Below are 16,834 nucleotides of genomic sequence, written 5' to 3'. Positions count from 1 at the left end.
CCTACTGCCGTAGTAGGCTCACCCAATGATTGACGCCAAGCTCATGCCGCCGTCTGCAAGCTTCCACGCCTCGTGGCTTGCAAGCTGGGACGAGTGGGGAACCCTTGACCAGGACGGCTCGGCAGCGTTCGTAGCCGCGAGGTACAACCTGGATCTCCGCCAGCGCAGCGATTTTTCGGAATGGATTGACCTGCTGCACCACATGCCCTTGGAAGAATTCCAGCCTCCCGAAGGCTTGGTCAACCAGAGCACCATCTGGGTGGTGGAGGGCAGTTCTTATCTGGGTTCCGCCAGCCTCAGGCACTCGTTGGCCAATGAGTACCTGACCGAAGTGGGAGGCAATATCGGTTATGGAATCCGGCCAAGCGCCAGGGGTCGGGGACTCGCCAAGCTTGCCCTCAACGGCGCCTTGGAGGAAGCGCGCGCCCTGGGGATGGAACGCGTCATGGTGACCTGCAAGCAGCACAACACGGCGTCCGCCCGCACCATTGAAGCCTGCGGCGGCGTTCTTGAAAGCGTCCGGCCGCCTGAGAGTTTCAGCCCGGACCTGGGTGTCACCGAACCTATCCGCCGATACTGGATCGACCTTCCCTTACTGGGTAAGCGCATTCCCGGTATCCTGTAAGCATGACCGACCTCACCACGCTGGCTGACCTCACGCCTGGCATATGTTCCGTGACTCTCCGCTCCCACGGCATTGAGGATGTGGTTCGAATTTCCTCGAATGCGGGCCTGGCCGGCATTGAGTGGGGCACCGATGTCCACGTCAGCGATGCCGAGTCCGCGGCAAAGGCCAAGGAAGCAACCCAAGCAGCAGGGCTTGCCGTCCTGTCCCTCGGCTCGTACTACCGCTGCGGCGTATTCGGAGACTTCGACCGTGCGCTGGACCTGGCCGCAGGGCTTGGTGCGCCGCGGATCCGGGTGTGGGCGGGAGAACTTGGCTCTGCCGGCGCCAGCGAAGAGCACTGGGACGCAGTAGTGAAAGACACACAGCGGATTGCGGATCTCGGAGCCGCCCGGGGCGTCGCCATCGCCTTTGAGTATCACGGCAATACCCTCACGGACTCCCCCGCAACCACCCTCGAGTTACTGAACCGGGTCAACCACCCGAACGTCGGCACCTACTGGCAGCCCGCCGTCGGACTTTCAGACCAGCAGGCGCTGGAATCCTTGCATGAAGTCCTCCCGCACGTAGTGGGTGTGCACTGCTTCTCCTGGGGGCCGGTTGCCGAACGTTTTCCGCTGCGGCACCGGAAATTGCTGTGGCAGACCGTCACCGATGTCCTGCGGGGAAACGGCAAGGACATGGACATCATGCTGGAATTTGTCGAGGACGATCTTCCGGAAAACGTCATCAACGACGCCTCTTTCCTCCACACCATCACCCTGGGCGAGGACTGAGACCTACAGTTGGGTCCAACCCCGTCGGCCGAGCCACGACGCACACAGTGACGGCCACTGATCAGCGCCCGGCGTCCCCGGGGCCAGGCCAATACCGTGAATGCCATGCGGAAAAACATGAAGCTCCACCGGGACACCGGCGCGGCTGAGCGCCCCGGCGTAAGCGAGGCTATGGGCGACGGGGACGGAGTGGTCATCGGCGGTATGCCATAGGAATGCCGGGGGTGTAGCCGGCGTGACATGCAGCTCTGGTGAAAGCTCCCGCAGGACCTCAGCCGGGGCGCCCGGGCCGGCCAGGTTGTCCACGGATCCCTGATGAACCGAGTCCACGAAAGAAATCACCGGGTAGCAGAGAATGCTGAGGTCCGGCGCAGCGGCGTTGGTGTCCAGTTCAAAATCTCCGCTGGGAACCTGGACTGCCAACGTGGCTGCAAGATGCCCGCCGGCAGAAAACCCGAGAACGCCCACCCTGGATGCGTCAACGTTCAGGCCATGACCGCCGCTGCGGATCCACAACATGGCCCGCTTGGCGTCCTCCAACGGGGCGGGGTGGTGATCGGGCGCCACCCGGTACCGCAACACGAACGCGTGGATGCCCAGCGAGGCAAGCCACTCGGCCACCGGCTCGGCCTCGTGATCAGCCTGCTTTGCATACCCTCCGCCCGGAAGCACCAGGATGGCAGGCGCAGCCTGAGCGGAAACTACCCCGGCGGTGGAACGCTCGACGGCGGGAATCACCGTGAGTGCCCGGGGCGCCTCCGCCGGCACCCGCCCGTGCCCCTGTTTGCGCGCGGGCTGCGGAACCGGCGTCATACCTGCGGTTCCACCGGAGCTTCCGCCGCCGAAGTCCCGGTACTGCGGCGGAGCTTGACCGCGCCGCTGACCGGAGGGGTATCAGGATCTCCGGCAGCCAGACGACCAATGTCCTCCAGCGGCAGGTGCACCGTGGACAGGGCGGGCCGGAAGTCGCGCAGGGTTTCGATGTCGTCGAATCCGGCGATGGTGGCGTCGCGCGGAATCCACACGCCCTCGGGCCGAAGGGCGGCTGTGACACCAATGGCCATGACGTCATTGACTGCGAAAATACAGAGGCGTTCTTTGGATGCTTTGATCCGGGCGGCAAGTGCCGCCCCGGCGTCGTATCCTCCGGCACGGTTGAATCCCGTGCGGATCACCTCAGCCGCTGGCCGTCCGGCGTCCTCGAGTCCGCGCTGGAAACCGCGAACACGGTCATCGGAGGTGTACAGGCCTTCGGGGCCGGCGATGATCAGGAAGGCGCCGTCGTGAGTCTCCGCCAGTTCCGTTGCGAGGCCGGCTGCAAGTTCCTCGTTGGGGACCTTCACCACGTGGTAACCCTCAGTGGTGGACGCACCCACCACCGGATGGCCCACCACTCCCACGTGTCCGCCGTTGCGGCAGTAGCGGTCCAACTCGGCCGCAAGTTCGATGTTTCCCTGCTTGTCCTCGGCCCGGACGGAACGCGAACCGGCAATGACGATTGAGTCTGCCCGACGTGCGGCGAAGGCTGCCACTGCCTCTTTCTCATCCGAAGGAGCCCCGGAGGTGCTGGCCAGGAGCACCATGCGGTTCTGCTGGCGGGCAGCTTCCTGTACTCCGCGGGCGATCGCTGAAAAGTACGGATCGGCGATGTCGTGGACAACCAGTCCGATCAAGCCCGAGCTCGATTTTGCCAGGGCCTGAGCTTGGGCATTGGGCACGTAGCCGAGCTTGTCGGCGGCCTCGCGGACGCGTTCGGCAATGTCTTCGGCGGGCTTCCGGGACGAGCCGTTGAGGACCCTCGATGCGGTGGCCAGGGAAACCCCGGCCAAACGGGCAACTTCACTGAGTGTGCTGGCGGCCACGGGGCCCTCCTTTTCTGCAAGCGTCGGGACTGGCGCTACGGAAATTATGTCAGTCTTCCGGAAGTTTCGGGAAAGCGCTTGCCAATCCGGCGCGTCATGGTGCATGATCGAATGCAACGGGAATGCGCTTTCCCACATGAACTGCAAGCACCGGCATCCGCACCGCGACCGGCACACAAGGCACTGGAGAAAACATGGGCTACGAAACAAAGACGATCCGCATCGCCATGAACGGCATCACCGGCCGTATGGGCTACCGCCAGCACCTGCTGCGGTCCATCCTCCCCATCCGCGACGCCGGCGGCTTCACGTTGGAAGACGGCACCAAAGTCCAGGTTGAGCCGATCCTCGTTGGCCGCAACGAGGCCAAAATCCGCGAACTGGCCGAGCTCCACAAGGTCTCCGAATGGACCACCGATCTGGACGCAGTCATCGCCGATCCCACCGTGGACATCATCTTTGACGCTTCCATGACCAGCCTCCGCGCCGCCACCCTGAAGAAGGCCATGCGCGCCGGCAAGCACATCTTCACCGAGAAGCCCACGGCCGAGACCCTCGAAGAAGCCATTGAACTGGCACAGATCGGCAAGGAAGCCGGCGTTACCGCAGGCGTTGTGCACGACAAGCTGTACCTCCCCGGCCTGGTGAAGCTCCGCCGCCTGGTGGATGAAGGCTTCTTCGGCCGCATCCTCTCCATCCGCGGAGAATTCGGCTACTGGGTCTTCGAAGGAGACGTCCAGGCTGCCCAGCGTCCGTCCTGGAACTACCGCAAGGAAGACGGCGGCGGAATGACCACGGACATGTTCTGCCACTGGAACTACGTCCTTGAAGGCATCATCGGCAAGGTCAAGAGCGTCAACGCCAAGACCGCCACCCACATCCCCGCCCGCTGGGACGAGGCCGGCAAGGAATACAAGGCCACCGCCGACGACGCTTCTTACGGCATCTTTGAGCTCGAAACCCCGGGCGGCGACGACGTCATCGGCCAGATCAACTCTTCCTGGGCCGTCCGCGTTTACCGCGACGAACTCGTGGAGTTCCAGATCGACGGCACGCACGGTTCCGCCGTCGCCGGTTTGAACAAGTGCGTTGCGCAGCAGCGCGCCCACACCCCCAAGCCCGTCTGGAACCCGGACCTGCCCGTCACCGAATCCTTCCGCAGCCAGTGGCAGGAAGTTCCCGCCAACGCTGAACTGGACAACGGCTTCAAGCTGCAGTGGGAAGAATTCCTGCGCGACGTCGTCGCAGGCCGCGAGCACCGCTTCGGCCTCCTCTCCGCAGCCCGCGGCGTGCAGCTCGCCGAGCTCGGCCTGCAGTCCTCGGCCGAGCGCCGCACCATCGACATCCCGGAGATCACCCTCTAATGACGTCACTGATTCTTCCCACAGACGACGGCGGCACCCGCGAGTACCGCCTTCAGGCAGCCACCTCCTGGGCCAAGCCGACCGCTCCTTTGACGGCCCGCCGCGCTTACGCCGCAGCCCATGTCATCCCCGAGGTAGCAGCCGACAACACGCCCGGCGCGCCGGCCCAGCTCGACTGGGACGCCACACTGGCCTACCGGCACGAGCTGTGGTCCTACGGCCTGGGCGTTGCTGACGCCATGGACACCGCACAGCGCGGCATGGGCCTGGACTGGGCAGCCACGCAGCAGCTCATCAAGCGCACCGGCGCCGAGGCAGCCTCCGTTGTTTCGGCAGGCAACGCCGCAATCGCGGGCAAGTCAGTCCGCGACCTCGTGTCCTGCGGCGCAGGCACCGACCAGCTGGACATCGCCGCGCTCCCCGAGGGCGCAGCGGGCATCCAGGCCGTGATCGACGCCTACCGCGAGCAGATCGGCGTCGTCAGCGAGGCCGGTCCCAAGGTCATCCTGATGGCATCCCGCGCCCTGGCCAAGGTCGCCAACGGCGCCGACGACTACCTGCACGTCTACTCGACGCTCCTGCAGGAAGTGGACCAGCCCGTCATCCTGCACTGGCTCGGCACCATGTTCGATCCCGCACTGGCCGGATACTGGGGCTCCGACGACGTCTCCGTGGCCACCGAAACGTTCCTCAGCCTGATCCGTGAGCACTCGGACAAGGTTGACGGCGTAAAGGTTTCTCTGCTGGACGCCTCACACGAGGTTGCCCTCCGCGCGGCGCTGCCTGCTGATGTGCGCCTCTACACCGGCGACGACTTCAACTACCCGGAACTGATCGACGGCGACGACACGCACCACTCGGACGTCCTGTTGGGCATCTTCGCTGCCATCTACCCGGCCGCTTCGGTTGCGTTGCAGAAGTACGACGCCGGCCAAGGCGCCGAAGGGCGCGCCATCCTGGACTCCACCCGTGAGCTGGGAAAGCACATCTTCAGCGCACCCACGTTCTACTACAAGACCGGCATCGCCTTCATGTCCTGGCTCAACGGCAAGCAGCCCGGCTTCCAGATGGTGGGCGGACTGCACTCGGGCCGTTCGGTCCTGCACCTGGCAAAGACCTTTGAGCTGGCGGACCAGGCCGGCCTGCTGAAGGATCCGTCGCTGGCAGCATTCCGGATGTCCGACTTCCTGCGGATCAATGGGGTGGGCGCATGAGCGACTTCTCCCGGTTGTCCCTGAACAGCGCCACCACCAAGAAGTGGACACTTGCCGAAGCCGTGGATGGTTGCGCCCGCGCCGGCATCCCCGCGATCGGCCCATGGCGCGACCGCGTGGCCGAGGCCGGACTGGACAAGGCAGCCAAGCTCATCAAGGACGCAGGACTCCGCGTTTCCTCGCTGTGCCGCGGCGGGTTCCTCACGGCGGCCGACCCTGAAGGCCAGGCTGCCGCACTCGCTGACAACTTCGATGCCGTCCGCGAAGCAGTAGCACTGGACACCCAGGAGCTGTTCCTGGTGGTTGGCGGGCTCGCTCCGGGTGAGAAGGACGTCGTCGCTGCCCGCCAGCGCGTGGCCGACCGCCTCGAGGAACTCGTTCCTTTCGCTTCCGAAAACGGCGTACGGCTGGTGCTGGAACCCCTGCACCCCATGTACGCCGCCGACCGCGCACTCATCTCCACCCTTGGCCAGGCACTGGATCTCGCCGCGCCGTACGACGCAAAGGCTGTCGGCGTCGCCGTCGATACCTTCCACGTCTGGTGGGATCCGGAACTGAAGGCGCAGATCGACCGCGCCGGCCGCGAGAACCGGATCGCCTCCTACCAGGTGTGCGACTTCAACCTGCCGATTGCTGCGGACGCACTGTTGTCCCGCGGCATGATGGGCGACGGCGTCATTGACTTCGCCACGATCGGCACCTGGGTCAGGGACGCCGGTTACACGGGCGACATTGAGGTTGAGATCTTCAATCAGGAAATCTGGGATGCCGATGGCGACACCGTCCTGGAAACCATGAAGCAGCGCTACGCGGAGCTCGTCCTCCCGTTCGCGTAACACGTGATCCTCCCGCGGATGCCCTAAGCTCCGCGGGAGGATCACTCCAAGAACAAGCGGGTTCCTGCCACGGTCACGGCGGGGGCCCGCTTTTTGGTGCCCGTTTGTGTGTCAGCTGTGAGTCGTGGATTGGGCAGGTGAGATAAAAGGTACACAGCTGAAACATTGAGTCGATGGGAGGAAACAATGGCCACCTACGCTGGTTTTACCTGGACAAAGACGTCCACGAAACCACTGAAAGGACACCACCATGATGCTCTTGAAGACCCTCAGCTTCTTCCTCGATGCCAGCAGCAGCCCGAGTGGCCCCTCCGGCGAATCCAGCCCCGAGTACTCCCCCGCTGTTACCGTGCGACTCACGTCCAGCGCCTGGGAGGGCTGGTGGGATGACGCCGATCAGGGCTTTCCCGCAGAAGCCTGAACTTTCCCGCTGAGGGGCTGAGCTTTCAGCCGGCCACGAGACCGTCCCAAGACCACTTGGTGAGGCTGAGTCCGGCCGGGACGTCGTCCGATGAGCGCTCATAGCGCGCCATGGAGTTGTTGGTGGCCCAGGCGAAGTAGTCATGCAGGACTGTGCGAAGCGCATCGTCCACCACGCCCACGTCCTTCAGCGCCTGGTCAAAGCACGTGATCGCCCGGCTGTTCATCTCTTCGTGGGGGCCGTTCCCGCTATGCATCCTCACCACTGAGGACTCATCGCCATAGCTTTCGGAGTACAGCGGTGGACCGCCCAAGGCCTCGCTCCAGTAGGCTGCCAACCGCTGGGTGTGCTCCGGGTGGACGCCGCGCCTGAAGGCATGCCCCACTACCTCGTCATCCACCACCCTGACGTGCCAAGCCTTCGCCAGAGCAAGGAAGAAATCTGCGCCGCCGGCCGCCTCGTACACCGTTTGCATGGTGAAACAATGGCACGGGTGCGGCCGGACGGGAAGGTTGCTCAACGGGAAATGAAAATGCTCGGCACCGCCGTTACCCAGGTGTCAGTTCAGGAGGCTCGCGCAGCGAGCTGGACCTTTGCCTCCGGCAAGCCGATGAAGGTGACCGATCCGCCGTCGGGCGCTTGCAGTTCCAGGCTGATATTCCGTGTTCCTTCCAGGGGCAGCACGGAATCCACCCGGAAAACCTCGCCCCTGATCCGTACGCTGTCCCCGTTCCGGATGGCCTTGAGCTTCCTGTTTTTGCTGTCGGCATTCTTACTGTCGGCACGCGCGCTCGAATTGCCCATTGCCGTTACCGTTCCTTCCGCGGTTCGTCGCCACGGGCTTGACGGATTTCCTCGCCTCGCCGGATGTCTGAGTCCTCTTTTTCCTGCTGCTTGTCGCTCCTCTTGGTGTCGCGCGGCGGCAGTTGGATGCTTTCCTCAGCCTCAATTCCGCCCTGCAACTGGCGCCCGCGTTCCATTTCGGCGTCAAACTCTGCTCCGAACAGCAAGGACATGTTCAGGATCCAGAGCCAGAGGAGCATGATGATGACCCCGGCCAAGGCTCCGTAGGTCTTGTTGTAGTTGCTGAAGTTGGCCACGTAAAAGCCGAATCCCAGCGATGCCAGCGCGAAGATCACCAGTGCAATGAAGGAACCCATGCTCATCCAGCGGAATTTGGGCTGCTTGACGTTGGGGGTGAAGTAGTAGAGCACTGCGATGATCGCCACCACGATCAAGATCAGCACCGGCCATTTGGCGATGTTCCAGACGGTCAGTGCAGCCTCCGAAAGGCCGATGGCACCACCAATCGCTTCTGCAACAGGCCCGCTGAGGACAAGCATGGCCGCGGCCAGGGCGGCACCGACGACGGCGACGATGGTGACGGCGAGCATGGTGCCGCGCAGCTTGACGAATCCACGGCCCTCGTCCACTTCATAGACCCGGTTCATTGCCCGGCTGAACGCTGTGGTGTAGCCGGAAGCGGACCAGAGTGCCACCAGGACACCGAAAACCAGCGCGAAGCCTGCCGTGTTGGACTGCGTCAGTTCCTCAATCGGCTTGCGCATGGCCTCGACGCCAGGCCCCGGCGCAAACTGCTGGACCATGTCCAGCAAAGTGGACGTGGTCTTGCCGGCGTCGCCGAAGAGCCCGATCAGGGAGACCAGCGCCAGCAGCGCGGGAAAAAGTGAGAGCACTGCGTAATACGTCAATCCGGCGGCAGCATCGGGGCACTGGTCCTTGCTGAACTCCCTCAGTGTCCGCTTGGCGATGTACATCCAGGTGGGCTTCGCGAGGTCGTTGGGACTGTCCGGCTTCCGGGAATCTTCCGGGGAAGGGGCGGTCTGCGCCTTGGCTGTGCTGGTGTGGGCTGAGTCTTGTGTAGTCATGGGGCACTCGTCCGTGGGTTGGTTTTCGCGAACAACTGACCCATCAATAGTAAGCATGCTGATGAATAATGCGAAAGAACCCGCGCCGAATTACCGTCGGCGATTGATGCGCTTAGGCCAGCTTGCTCGCCAAAAGGAACTCGAACGGCGACTCAATAACAGACCTGATCACCTGCCCGGCAGCCCCGAGGAGGGTTCCGGAGTGCTCCAGGCTGGAGACGCTCAAACTGTCCGGCTCCAGCAAACCCGGCGCATAGCGCTCCAAGCTCGCCAGCAGCGCCGGCCTCAGCCACTCCGCCAGCAAAGCAAAGTGCCCGCCTAGGACCACTGAGTCAATATCCATCAGGCGGGCCGAGGAAGCGAGCGCGACGCCCAAGTACCGCCCGGCGTCGTGGACTGCTCTCAGGGCGTTGGGGTCCTGGGCGGCCAAGGCGGCGAGAAGCTGCTCGGTGCGGTCGCCCAGCGGGCCCTCGGGAATGTTGGCTGCCTCGAAGATCGCCTCCTGCCCGGCAAAGGTCTCCAGGCAACCAGCGCCTCCGCAGGAACACTCCCGCCCTTCCGGATGGACCACAATATGACCCAATTCGCCCGCAGATCCCCCGGGGCCCAAATAGAGGTCCGAACCAATGATGACCCCGCCACCAACACCCACTTCACCCGAAACGTAGAGGAAGTCGGCCGGGCCGCCGCCGTACCAGAGCTCGCCGAGCGCGGCACTGTTGGCCTCATTGGACAGCCGGACGCCGAGCGGCGCGCCCTCGAGCAATGAGCCGGGGTCCAGTTGCTCGTTTTCCCAATGCAGGTTCGGAGCCGAGAGAACGGTGTTCCGCCGCTCATCCACCAGGCCCGGGACCGCCAGGCCGCCGCCAAGGATTGCGATCTTGTCCTGCGAGGCGGCAGCAACCGCTTCGGCCACCAGGACCCGCAGCCGCTCCATGACTTCTCCGGGCGCCATGCCCCGGTTCCGCGATTCAACAGTGGAACGGAAGCGGAGGTTGCCGCCCAGGTCCACCAATCCCACTGCCAGGTAGTCAACGTTGATTTCCATGCCCACCACGCCGCGGCGCGAACTGAGCTCCAGACCCTGCCCCGGCCTGCCCCGCTCGCCGTCCCGGTAAAGGCCCACTTCAGAGACAAGGCCCGACTCCACCAGGTCCGCAACCAGGCTGGAGACCGCCGCCTTGGTCAGTCCGGTGCCGGCAGCGAGCTGGGCGCGGCTGGGCTTGGCATCGCCGGTCCTGGCAATGGAGTCCAGAACCAGCGAAAGATTTCGACGGCGGACATCGCCTACGCGGCCGGGCGCTGCTGACTCGTTCACTGGCGTGGGACTCCCTGCGGATTTGAAAAATTGTTGCTGGCTTCCATTGACCATGATCCATCATCCCCCATATAGTTCAGATTGAAAACTAATTGGAGTGCTTTCCCTGGCCTCCTCCCCCAGTGCTTTGCAAAGGAGCAAAATGACCCCGCAGCCCACCCCGCAGGACCGCTTCACCTTTGGCCTCTGGACTGTCGGTTGGACCGGCGCCGATCCTTTCGGCGTTGCTACCCGGCCGGCCCTTGATCCGGTGGAAGCAGTGCACAAGCTCAGTGAACTTGGCGCCTACGGCATCACTTTCCACGACAATGACCTGATTCCCTTTGATGCCACCACTTCCGAGCGCGACCTCATCCTGAAGAACTTCAAGTCCGCCCTGGCCGAGACCGGCCTGAAGACGCCGATGGTCACCACCAACCTGTTCAGCCACCCGGTCTTCAAGGACGGCGGCTTCACCTCGAATGATCGCTCCATCCGCCGCTTCGCCCTGAGCAAGATCCTGCGCAACATCGACCTCGCAGCCGAGCTTGGTGCCGAAACATTCGTCATGTGGGGCGGCCGCGAAGGCACCGAATACGACGGCTCCAAGGACCTGTCGGCAGCGCTGGACCGCATGAAGGAAGGCGTGGACACCGCCGCCGGTTACATCAAGGAAAAGGGCTACAACCTCCGGATCGCACTTGAGCCGAAGCCGAACGAACCCCGCGGCGACATCTTCCTCCCCACGGTTGGCCACGGATTGGCATTCATTGCCCAGCTGGAACACGGCGACATCGTAGGCCTCAACCCGGAGACGGGCCACGAGCAGATGGCCGGGCTGAACTTCACCCACGGCATCGCCCAGGCCCTGTGGGCAGGCAAGCTCTTCCACATCGACTTGAACGGCCAGCGCGGCATCAAGTACGACCAGGACCTGGTCTTCGGCCATGGCGATCTCACCAGCGCCTTCTTCACCGTGGACCTGCTGGAGAACGGCTTCCCCAACGGCGGGCCCACATACGACGGTCCCCGCCACTTCGACTACAAGCCGTCACGCACCGACGGCTACGACGGCGTCTGGGAATCGGCCAAGTCCAACATGTCCATGTACCTCCTGCTGAAGGAACGCGCCCTCGCTTTCCGCGCAGATCCGGAAGTCCAAGAAGCCCTCACAACCTCAGGCGTCTTCGAACTGGGCCAGCCCACCTTGAACGCCGGGGAGACCACGGCTGACCTGCTGGCTGACGCCAGCGCTTTCGAAACGTTCGACGCCGATCACGCCGCCGAGCGCTCGTTCGCCTTCGTCCGCCTCAACCAGCTGGCCATCGAGCACCTGCTCGGCGCCCGCTAAAGAACACCAACCCACCAAAGTCCCGGCGCCGGGCCCCCAAGCTTCGCCTTGCAGGGCCCGGCGCCGGTTCGCCAAAGGAACAACGCATGCCTCTCGTAGCCGGGATCGACAGCTCCACCCAGTCGTGCAAAGTGGTCATCCGTGACTCCGTCACCGGTGCCTTGGTACGCCAGGGCCGGGCACCCCATCCTGAGGGTACGGAAGTCCACCCTGACCACTGGTGGACGGCCCTCCAGGAAGCCATCAGGGAGGCAGGCGGCCTGGACGACGTCGACGCCGTATCGGTTGGCGGTCAGCAGCACGGCATGGTGTGCCTCGACGAATCCGGGAACGTGGTCCGTCCCGCCCTTCTGTGGAACGACACCCGCTCTGCACGTGACGCCGAAGAACTGATTCTTGAAGCCGGCCAAGGCGATGCCGCTGCCGGAGCCTCGTTCTGGTCGTCCACCACCGGAACCGTACCGGTGGCATCCTTGACTGCCACCAAGCTACGCTGGCTGGCCCGGAACGAACCGGAGAATGCCCGACGAACTGCCGCAGTCTGCCTGCCTCACGACTGGCTGTCCTGGCGTCTCGCCGGACATGGTCCGGGCGGCGGGCCGGCATCGCTGGAGCTACTGCGCACCGACAGGTCGGACGCCTCCGGCACGGGCTATTTCTCAGTTGCCGGTGGCGGTTATCTTCCGGAGGTGCTCAAGAGCACGCTCGGTCATGTTCCCGTCCTTCCGGTCGTTGTTGGCCCCTTGGATGCCGCGGGCAAGACACCGGGCGGTGCTTTGATCGGGCCCGGAGCCGGTGACAACGCCGCGGCCGGCCTGGGCGTGAGTGCCGCCGTCGGGGATGTGGTCATTTCCATCGGGACGTCAGGCACCGTGTTTGCAGTCTCGGACGTCCCCGCACAGGATGCCAGTGGACTGGTGGCAGGTTTTGCCGATGCCACGGGCAACTTCCTTCCCCTTGCCTGCACCCTCAACGCGACCCGAATTTTCGATGCCACAGCCGGACTGCTGGGCGTCACCCTGCCCGAGCTCGGCACCTTGGCCCTCTCCGCTCCGGAAGGTGCCGAAGGACTGACCCTGGTCCCGTATTTCGAGGGCGAACGAACGCCCAACCTGCCCGACGCCACCGGCTCCCTCCACGGCATCACGGTCTCCAACTACACCCCGGCCAACTTGGCGCGGGCAGCGGTAGAAGGCGTCCTGTGTTCCTTGGCGGACGGGTTGGCCGCACTGCAGGCACAAGGCGTCTCTGCCCAGCGCATCATCCTGGTGGGTGGAGGAGCGCAGTCGGAGGCCGTCCAGCAGATTGCCTCCCTGGCCTTTGGCCTGCCGATATTCGTGCCCCGACCCGGCGAGTACGTTGCTGACGGAGCTGCCCGCCAGGCAGCCGGCGTCCTGACGGGTCAATTGCCCGCGTGGCCCTTGGATGGCGTGGACGTCAAACCCCGGGATGCCGACGGAACTGCCCCGTTCCTGACGAGGTACCGCCAGTACGCCGCCAAGGCAGCCATGAGCTGATCACGGCTGCAGGTGCTCTATCGTGACAGGGTGAGCCCAGATCAATCTGCATCAGCCCGCCCCCCGGTCATGGAGGACGTTGCCCGCGTGGCGGGAGTTTCCCACCAGACCGTTTCCCGGGTGCTGAACAACCATCCCAACGTCAGTTCCAAGACCCGCGAGCGCGTGGAACAAGCCATTACCGAACTTGGGTACCGCAGGAACACGGCGGCACGCAGCCTGGTGACGCGGCGCTCCCTGACCATCGGGGTTCTGGGCAGTGAGATGGCCCAATATGGGCCGTCGCACACGCTCCTCGGCGTCCAGCTTGCGGCCCGGGATGCGGGCTATTTCGTCAGTGTCGCGGGTCTGCGGGAAGTGACGCCGGAGACCATCAAGGACGCCATGGCGCACTTCATGGACCAAGGCGTTGACGGCATCGTAGTAACGGTTCCGCACCCGGGGACATTTGAAGTTCTCAAGGACATCACTGCCCACGTGCCGTTGGTTGCTGTTGGGTCGGTTGGCGATGAGCACCTCACGGGAGCCACAGTTGACCAGCGGCAGGGCGCCAAGCTGGCCGTCGAGCACCTCTTGAGCCTTGGCCATGAGCGGATCGGCCACCTCTCCGGCCCCGCCGATTGGATTGATGCTGCTGCCCGCATCGAAGGATGGCAGGAGGCCTTGGCGGAGGCCGGCCTTGAACCGGGAACCTTGATCGAGGGCGATTGGAGTGCTGAGTGCGGTTACCGCGAGGGCTTGAAGGTCGCCGCCGACCGTTCCGTGACTGCGCTGTTCGTGGCCAATGACCAGATGGCCCTCGGCGTGCTGCGTGCATTCCATGAGACAGGCGTGCAGGTTCCCGCCGACATCAGCGTTGTGGGCTTCGATGACCAGCCAGAGTCCGCCTACTTCATCCCACCACTGACAACCGTGGCGCAGGACTTCGAAGAGCTCGGCCAGCGCTGCATCCGTTTGCTGCTGGACCGCTTGGAGAATGGCAGCAGCGTTTCGGCGGCCGCCGTCGTACCGCGCCTGGTGGTCCGCTCCACCACGGCCCCCGCCCCAACCAAGTAGGTAGCATCCCGTTCGACCGTGCCCGCTCTTGACATCAAAGTTGTGAGCGCTAACAATTGCATCAGACCTTCTTCACTTTTCCACCCCAACCCCCGGCAATGAGGCCCTGGCCAGCCGGATGGAGACCCATGAATACTTCTGAAAACCTCCCGCTGGATGAGCAGTTCGTCATTGGCGTGGACTATGGCACCTTGTCCGGACGCGCGGTTGTGGTTCGTGTATCGGACGGAGCAGAACTTGGCAGCGGCGTGTTCGAGTACCCGCACGCCGTCGTGTCGGAGAACCTGCCGGGCAGCGGCCAGCGGCTTCCCGCAGATTGGGCGCTCCAGGTCCCTGACGACTACCGTGACGTTCTGCGCAATGCTGTACCTGCCGCCGTCGCCGATGCCGGAATCAACCCCGAAAACGTGGTTGGCATTGCCACCGACTTCACCGCCTGCACCATGGTTCCGACGACGGCCGACGGCACGCCACTGAACGAACTGGAACGCTTCGCGGACCGGCCCCACGCTTTCGTGAAGCTGTGGCGCCACCACGCAGCCCAACCTCAAGCTGACCGGATCAACAAGCTGGCTGAGGAACGCGGCGAGGCCTGGCTTCCCCGCTACGGCGGCCTGATCTCCTCCGAGTGGGAGTTCGCCAAGGGCCTGCAACTCCTCGAGGAAGATCCCGAAGTCTACGGCGCCATGGATCACTGGGTTGAAGCCGCCGACTGGATCGTTTGGCAACTCTGCGGCAGCTACGTCCGCAACGCCTGCACCGCGGGCTACAAGGGCATTTACCAAGACGGAAAGTACCCCTCCGAGGACTTCCTGGCGGCGCTTAACCCGGAGTTCAAGGGCTTCGTGTCGGAAAAGCTGGAACACACCATCGGCCGATTGGGCGATGCCGCGGGATACCTCACCGAAGAAGCCGCAGCATGGACGGGACTTCCGGCAGGAATTGCCGTGGCCGTGGGCAACGTGGACGCCCACGTCAGCGCCCCGGCTGCGAACGCCGTGGAACCCGGACAGCTTGTAGCCATCATGGGCACCTCCACCTGCCACGTCATGAACGGGGACGTGCTCCGCGAAGTCCCCGGCATGTGCGGGGTAGTGGACGGCGGCATCGTGGACGGCCTCTGGGGTTACGAAGCCGGGCAGTCCGGCGTTGGCGATATTTTTGGCTGGTTTACCAAGAACGGTGTCCCGCCGGAGTACCACCAGGCCGCCACGGAAAAGGGACTGGGCATCCATGAGTACCTGACCGAACTCGCGCAGAAGCAGGCAATCGGCGAGCACGGACTCATTGCGCTGGACTGGCACTCGGGCAACCGCTCAGTGCTGGTTGACCACGAACTTTCCGGCGTGGTGGTGGGCCAGACCTTGGCCACCAAGCCTGAAGACACCTACCGGGCGTTGCTGGAAGCAACGGCCTTCGGAACCCGGACCATTGTTGACGCCTTCCGTGACTCAGGTGTTCCGGTCAAGGAATTCATCGTGGCCGGGGGGCTGCTGAAGAACAAGTTCCTGATGCAGGTCTACGCCGACATCACCGGCCTGCAGCTCTCCACCATCGGGTCCCAACAGGGTCCTGCGCTGGGCTCGGCCATCCACGCCGCTGTTGCCGCCGGAAAGTACAAGGACATCCGTGAAGCCGCAGCCTCCATGGCTGCTGCTCCGGGCGCGGTCTACACCCCCATCCCCGAAAACGTGGCGGCCTACGAGGTCCTCTTCCAGGAATACAAAACCCTGCACGACTACTTCGGACGCGGCACCAACAACGTCATGCACCGCTTGAAGGCCATCCAACGCGCCGCGATCCAAGGTTCGGGACAGCAAAACACAGCAGAGCAAAACACAGCACAGCCAACCCAGCCGAGCACCCTCGAAGGAGCTTCCGCATGAGCGCCCTGCTGGAAAGCATTGCCAAAGTCCGCAAGGAAGTCTGCGAGCTGCATGCAGAACTCACCCGCTACCAATTGGTGGTCTGGACAGCCGGCAACGTCTCCGGCCGCATCCCCGGGCATGACCTCATGGTCATCAAGCCTTCGGGCGTTTCCTATGACGACCTCACGCCCGAGCTCATGGTGGTCACTGATCTTTATGGCACACCTGTGCGGGGCATCAACACCGGAAGTGCCGGGACTGTGGACTGGGGCAACCCGGACCTCTCCCCGTCCTCGGACACGGCCGCGCATGCGTATGTCTACCGGCACATGCCCGAGGTAGGCGGCGTGGTCCACACCCACTCCACCTATGCCACCGCCTGGGCTGCCCGCGGCGAGGAAATCCCCTGCGTCCTGACCATGATGGGTGATGAGTTCGGCGGACCCATCCCAGTTGGCCCGTTCGCACTGATCGGGGACGACTCCATCGGCCAAGGCATCGTGGAGACCCTGAAAAACTCCAACTCCCCGGCGGTCCTGATGCAGAACCACGGGCCTTTCACCATAGGCAAGGACGCCCGCAGCGCCGTCAAGGCAGCGGTGATGTGCGAGGAAGTGGCAAGGACAGTCCACATCTCCCGCCAACTCGGCGATCCCCTGCCTATCGACCAAGCCAAGATCGAGTCACTCTTCGACCGATACCAGAACGTTTACGGCCGCTGACGCGGACGCCGCAAGCCACTCGAAACCCAGAAAACC

The 16,834-nt window shown here is 64.0% G+C and carries 17 protein-coding genes; 11 read left to right on the top strand and 6 right to left on the bottom strand.

Features of this window, described 5'->3' with window-relative positions; translation table 11 throughout:
- The first annotated feature begins 25 nt into the window (after positions 1-25).
- Both AC6JA3_RS02560 and AC6JA3_RS02555 read left to right on the top strand, forming a co-directional pair.
- Positions 26-625: a GNAT family N-acetyltransferase gene (locus AC6JA3_RS02560; protein ID WP_347782501.1), complete on the top strand. Its 600-nt coding sequence runs from the start codon at positions 26-28 to the stop codon at positions 623-625.
- A 2-nt stretch (positions 626-627) separates the two neighbouring features.
- The gene (locus tag AC6JA3_RS02555) at positions 628-1,401 is read left to right on the top strand and encodes a sugar phosphate isomerase/epimerase family protein (RefSeq protein WP_347782500.1); all 774 of its coding nucleotides are present in this window, start codon (positions 628-630) and stop codon (positions 1,399-1,401) included.
- Between the two features lie 3 nt (positions 1,402-1,404).
- Here AC6JA3_RS02555 and AC6JA3_RS02550 read toward each other — a convergent pair whose 3' ends face one another.
- Both AC6JA3_RS02550 and AC6JA3_RS02545 read right to left on the bottom strand, forming a co-directional pair.
- On the bottom strand, positions 1,405-2,214 hold the full coding sequence (locus AC6JA3_RS02550; RefSeq protein WP_347782499.1) for an alpha/beta hydrolase: 810 nt from the start codon (positions 2,212-2,214) through the stop codon (positions 1,405-1,407).
- On the bottom strand, positions 2,211-3,263 hold the full coding sequence (locus AC6JA3_RS02545; protein ID WP_347782498.1) for a LacI family DNA-binding transcriptional regulator: 1,053 nt from the start codon (positions 3,261-3,263) through the stop codon (positions 2,211-2,213). The genes AC6JA3_RS02550 and AC6JA3_RS02545 overlap by 4 nt, the downstream gene beginning before the upstream one ends.
- Positions 3,264-3,457: 194 nt before the next feature.
- Here AC6JA3_RS02545 and AC6JA3_RS02540 point away from each other — a divergent pair, with 194 nt between their 5' ends.
- From AC6JA3_RS02540 to AC6JA3_RS02525, 4 genes are all read left to right on the top strand, one after another.
- Positions 3,458-4,627, top strand: a complete 1,170-nt coding sequence (locus AC6JA3_RS02540) for a Gfo/Idh/MocA family protein (protein WP_026543316.1) — start codon at positions 3,458-3,460, stop codon at positions 4,625-4,627.
- Positions 4,627-5,841: a dihydrodipicolinate synthase family protein gene (locus tag AC6JA3_RS02535; RefSeq protein WP_347782497.1), complete on the top strand. Its 1,215-nt coding sequence runs from the start codon at positions 4,627-4,629 to the stop codon at positions 5,839-5,841. Before AC6JA3_RS02540 ends, AC6JA3_RS02535 begins: the two co-directional genes overlap by 1 nt.
- The gene (locus AC6JA3_RS02530) at positions 5,838-6,677 is read left to right on the top strand and encodes a sugar phosphate isomerase/epimerase family protein (protein WP_026543314.1); all 840 of its coding nucleotides are present in this window, start codon (positions 5,838-5,840) and stop codon (positions 6,675-6,677) included. The genes AC6JA3_RS02535 and AC6JA3_RS02530 overlap by 4 nt, the downstream gene beginning before the upstream one ends.
- Before the next feature lie 250 nt (positions 6,678-6,927).
- A complete protein-coding gene (locus AC6JA3_RS02525; protein ID WP_497919891.1) occupies positions 6,928-7,098 on the top strand; it encodes a hypothetical protein in 171 nt (56 codons plus the stop codon).
- Positions 7,099-7,123: 25 nt separating this feature from the next.
- Here AC6JA3_RS02525 and AC6JA3_RS02520 read toward each other — a convergent pair whose 3' ends face one another.
- The 4 genes from AC6JA3_RS02520 to AC6JA3_RS02505 form a co-directional block, all read right to left on the bottom strand.
- The gene (locus tag AC6JA3_RS02520; protein WP_497919890.1) at positions 7,124-7,573 is read right to left on the bottom strand and encodes a group II truncated hemoglobin; all 450 of its coding nucleotides are present in this window, start codon (positions 7,571-7,573) and stop codon (positions 7,124-7,126) included.
- Between the two features lie 89 nt (positions 7,574-7,662).
- Positions 7,663-7,902, bottom strand: coding sequence for a hypothetical protein (locus tag AC6JA3_RS02515; RefSeq protein ID WP_497919889.1), 240 nt, complete (start codon positions 7,900-7,902; stop codon positions 7,663-7,665).
- A gap of 5 nt (positions 7,903-7,907) precedes the next feature.
- Positions 7,908-8,987, bottom strand: a complete 1,080-nt coding sequence (locus AC6JA3_RS02510) for a YihY/virulence factor BrkB family protein (protein WP_223943881.1) — start codon at positions 8,985-8,987, stop codon at positions 7,908-7,910.
- A 112-nt stretch (positions 8,988-9,099) separates the two neighbouring features.
- Entirely contained in the window at positions 9,100-10,305 is a 1,206-nt protein-coding gene (locus AC6JA3_RS02505) for an ROK family transcriptional regulator (RefSeq protein ID WP_497919888.1), read from the bottom strand.
- Positions 10,306-10,447: 142 nt separating this feature from the next.
- Here AC6JA3_RS02505 and xylA point away from each other — a divergent pair, with 142 nt between their 5' ends.
- The 5 genes from xylA to AC6JA3_RS02480 all read left to right on the top strand — a co-directional run bounded on the left by xylA (position 10,448) and on the right by AC6JA3_RS02480 (position 16,798).
- The gene (gene xylA, locus AC6JA3_RS02500; protein ID WP_497919887.1) at positions 10,448-11,635 is read left to right on the top strand and encodes a xylose isomerase; all 1,188 of its coding nucleotides are present in this window, start codon (positions 10,448-10,450) and stop codon (positions 11,633-11,635) included.
- 86 nt (positions 11,636-11,721) lie between these two features.
- Entirely contained in the window at positions 11,722-13,152 is a 1,431-nt protein-coding gene (locus tag AC6JA3_RS02495) for a xylulokinase (protein WP_497919886.1), read from the top strand.
- 69 nt (positions 13,153-13,221) lie between these two features.
- Positions 13,222-14,208: a LacI family DNA-binding transcriptional regulator gene (locus tag AC6JA3_RS02490; protein ID WP_497920616.1), complete on the top strand. Its 987-nt coding sequence runs from the start codon at positions 13,222-13,224 to the stop codon at positions 14,206-14,208.
- Between the two features lie 128 nt (positions 14,209-14,336).
- Positions 14,337-16,094 carry a ribulokinase gene (gene araB / locus AC6JA3_RS02485; protein WP_497919885.1) on the top strand — a complete coding sequence of 586 codons (1,758 nt, stop codon included), beginning with the start codon at positions 14,337-14,339 and terminating at the stop codon, positions 16,092-16,094.
- The gene (locus AC6JA3_RS02480; RefSeq protein WP_091552406.1) at positions 16,091-16,798 is read left to right on the top strand and encodes an L-ribulose-5-phosphate 4-epimerase; all 708 of its coding nucleotides are present in this window, start codon (positions 16,091-16,093) and stop codon (positions 16,796-16,798) included. Before araB ends, AC6JA3_RS02480 begins: the two co-directional genes overlap by 4 nt.
- Positions 16,799-16,834 lie beyond the last annotated feature (36 nt).

This window comes from Arthrobacter sp. TmtSoilC79, assembly GCF_059739405.1.
This window is presented reverse-complemented; position numbering and strand designations above follow the sequence as displayed.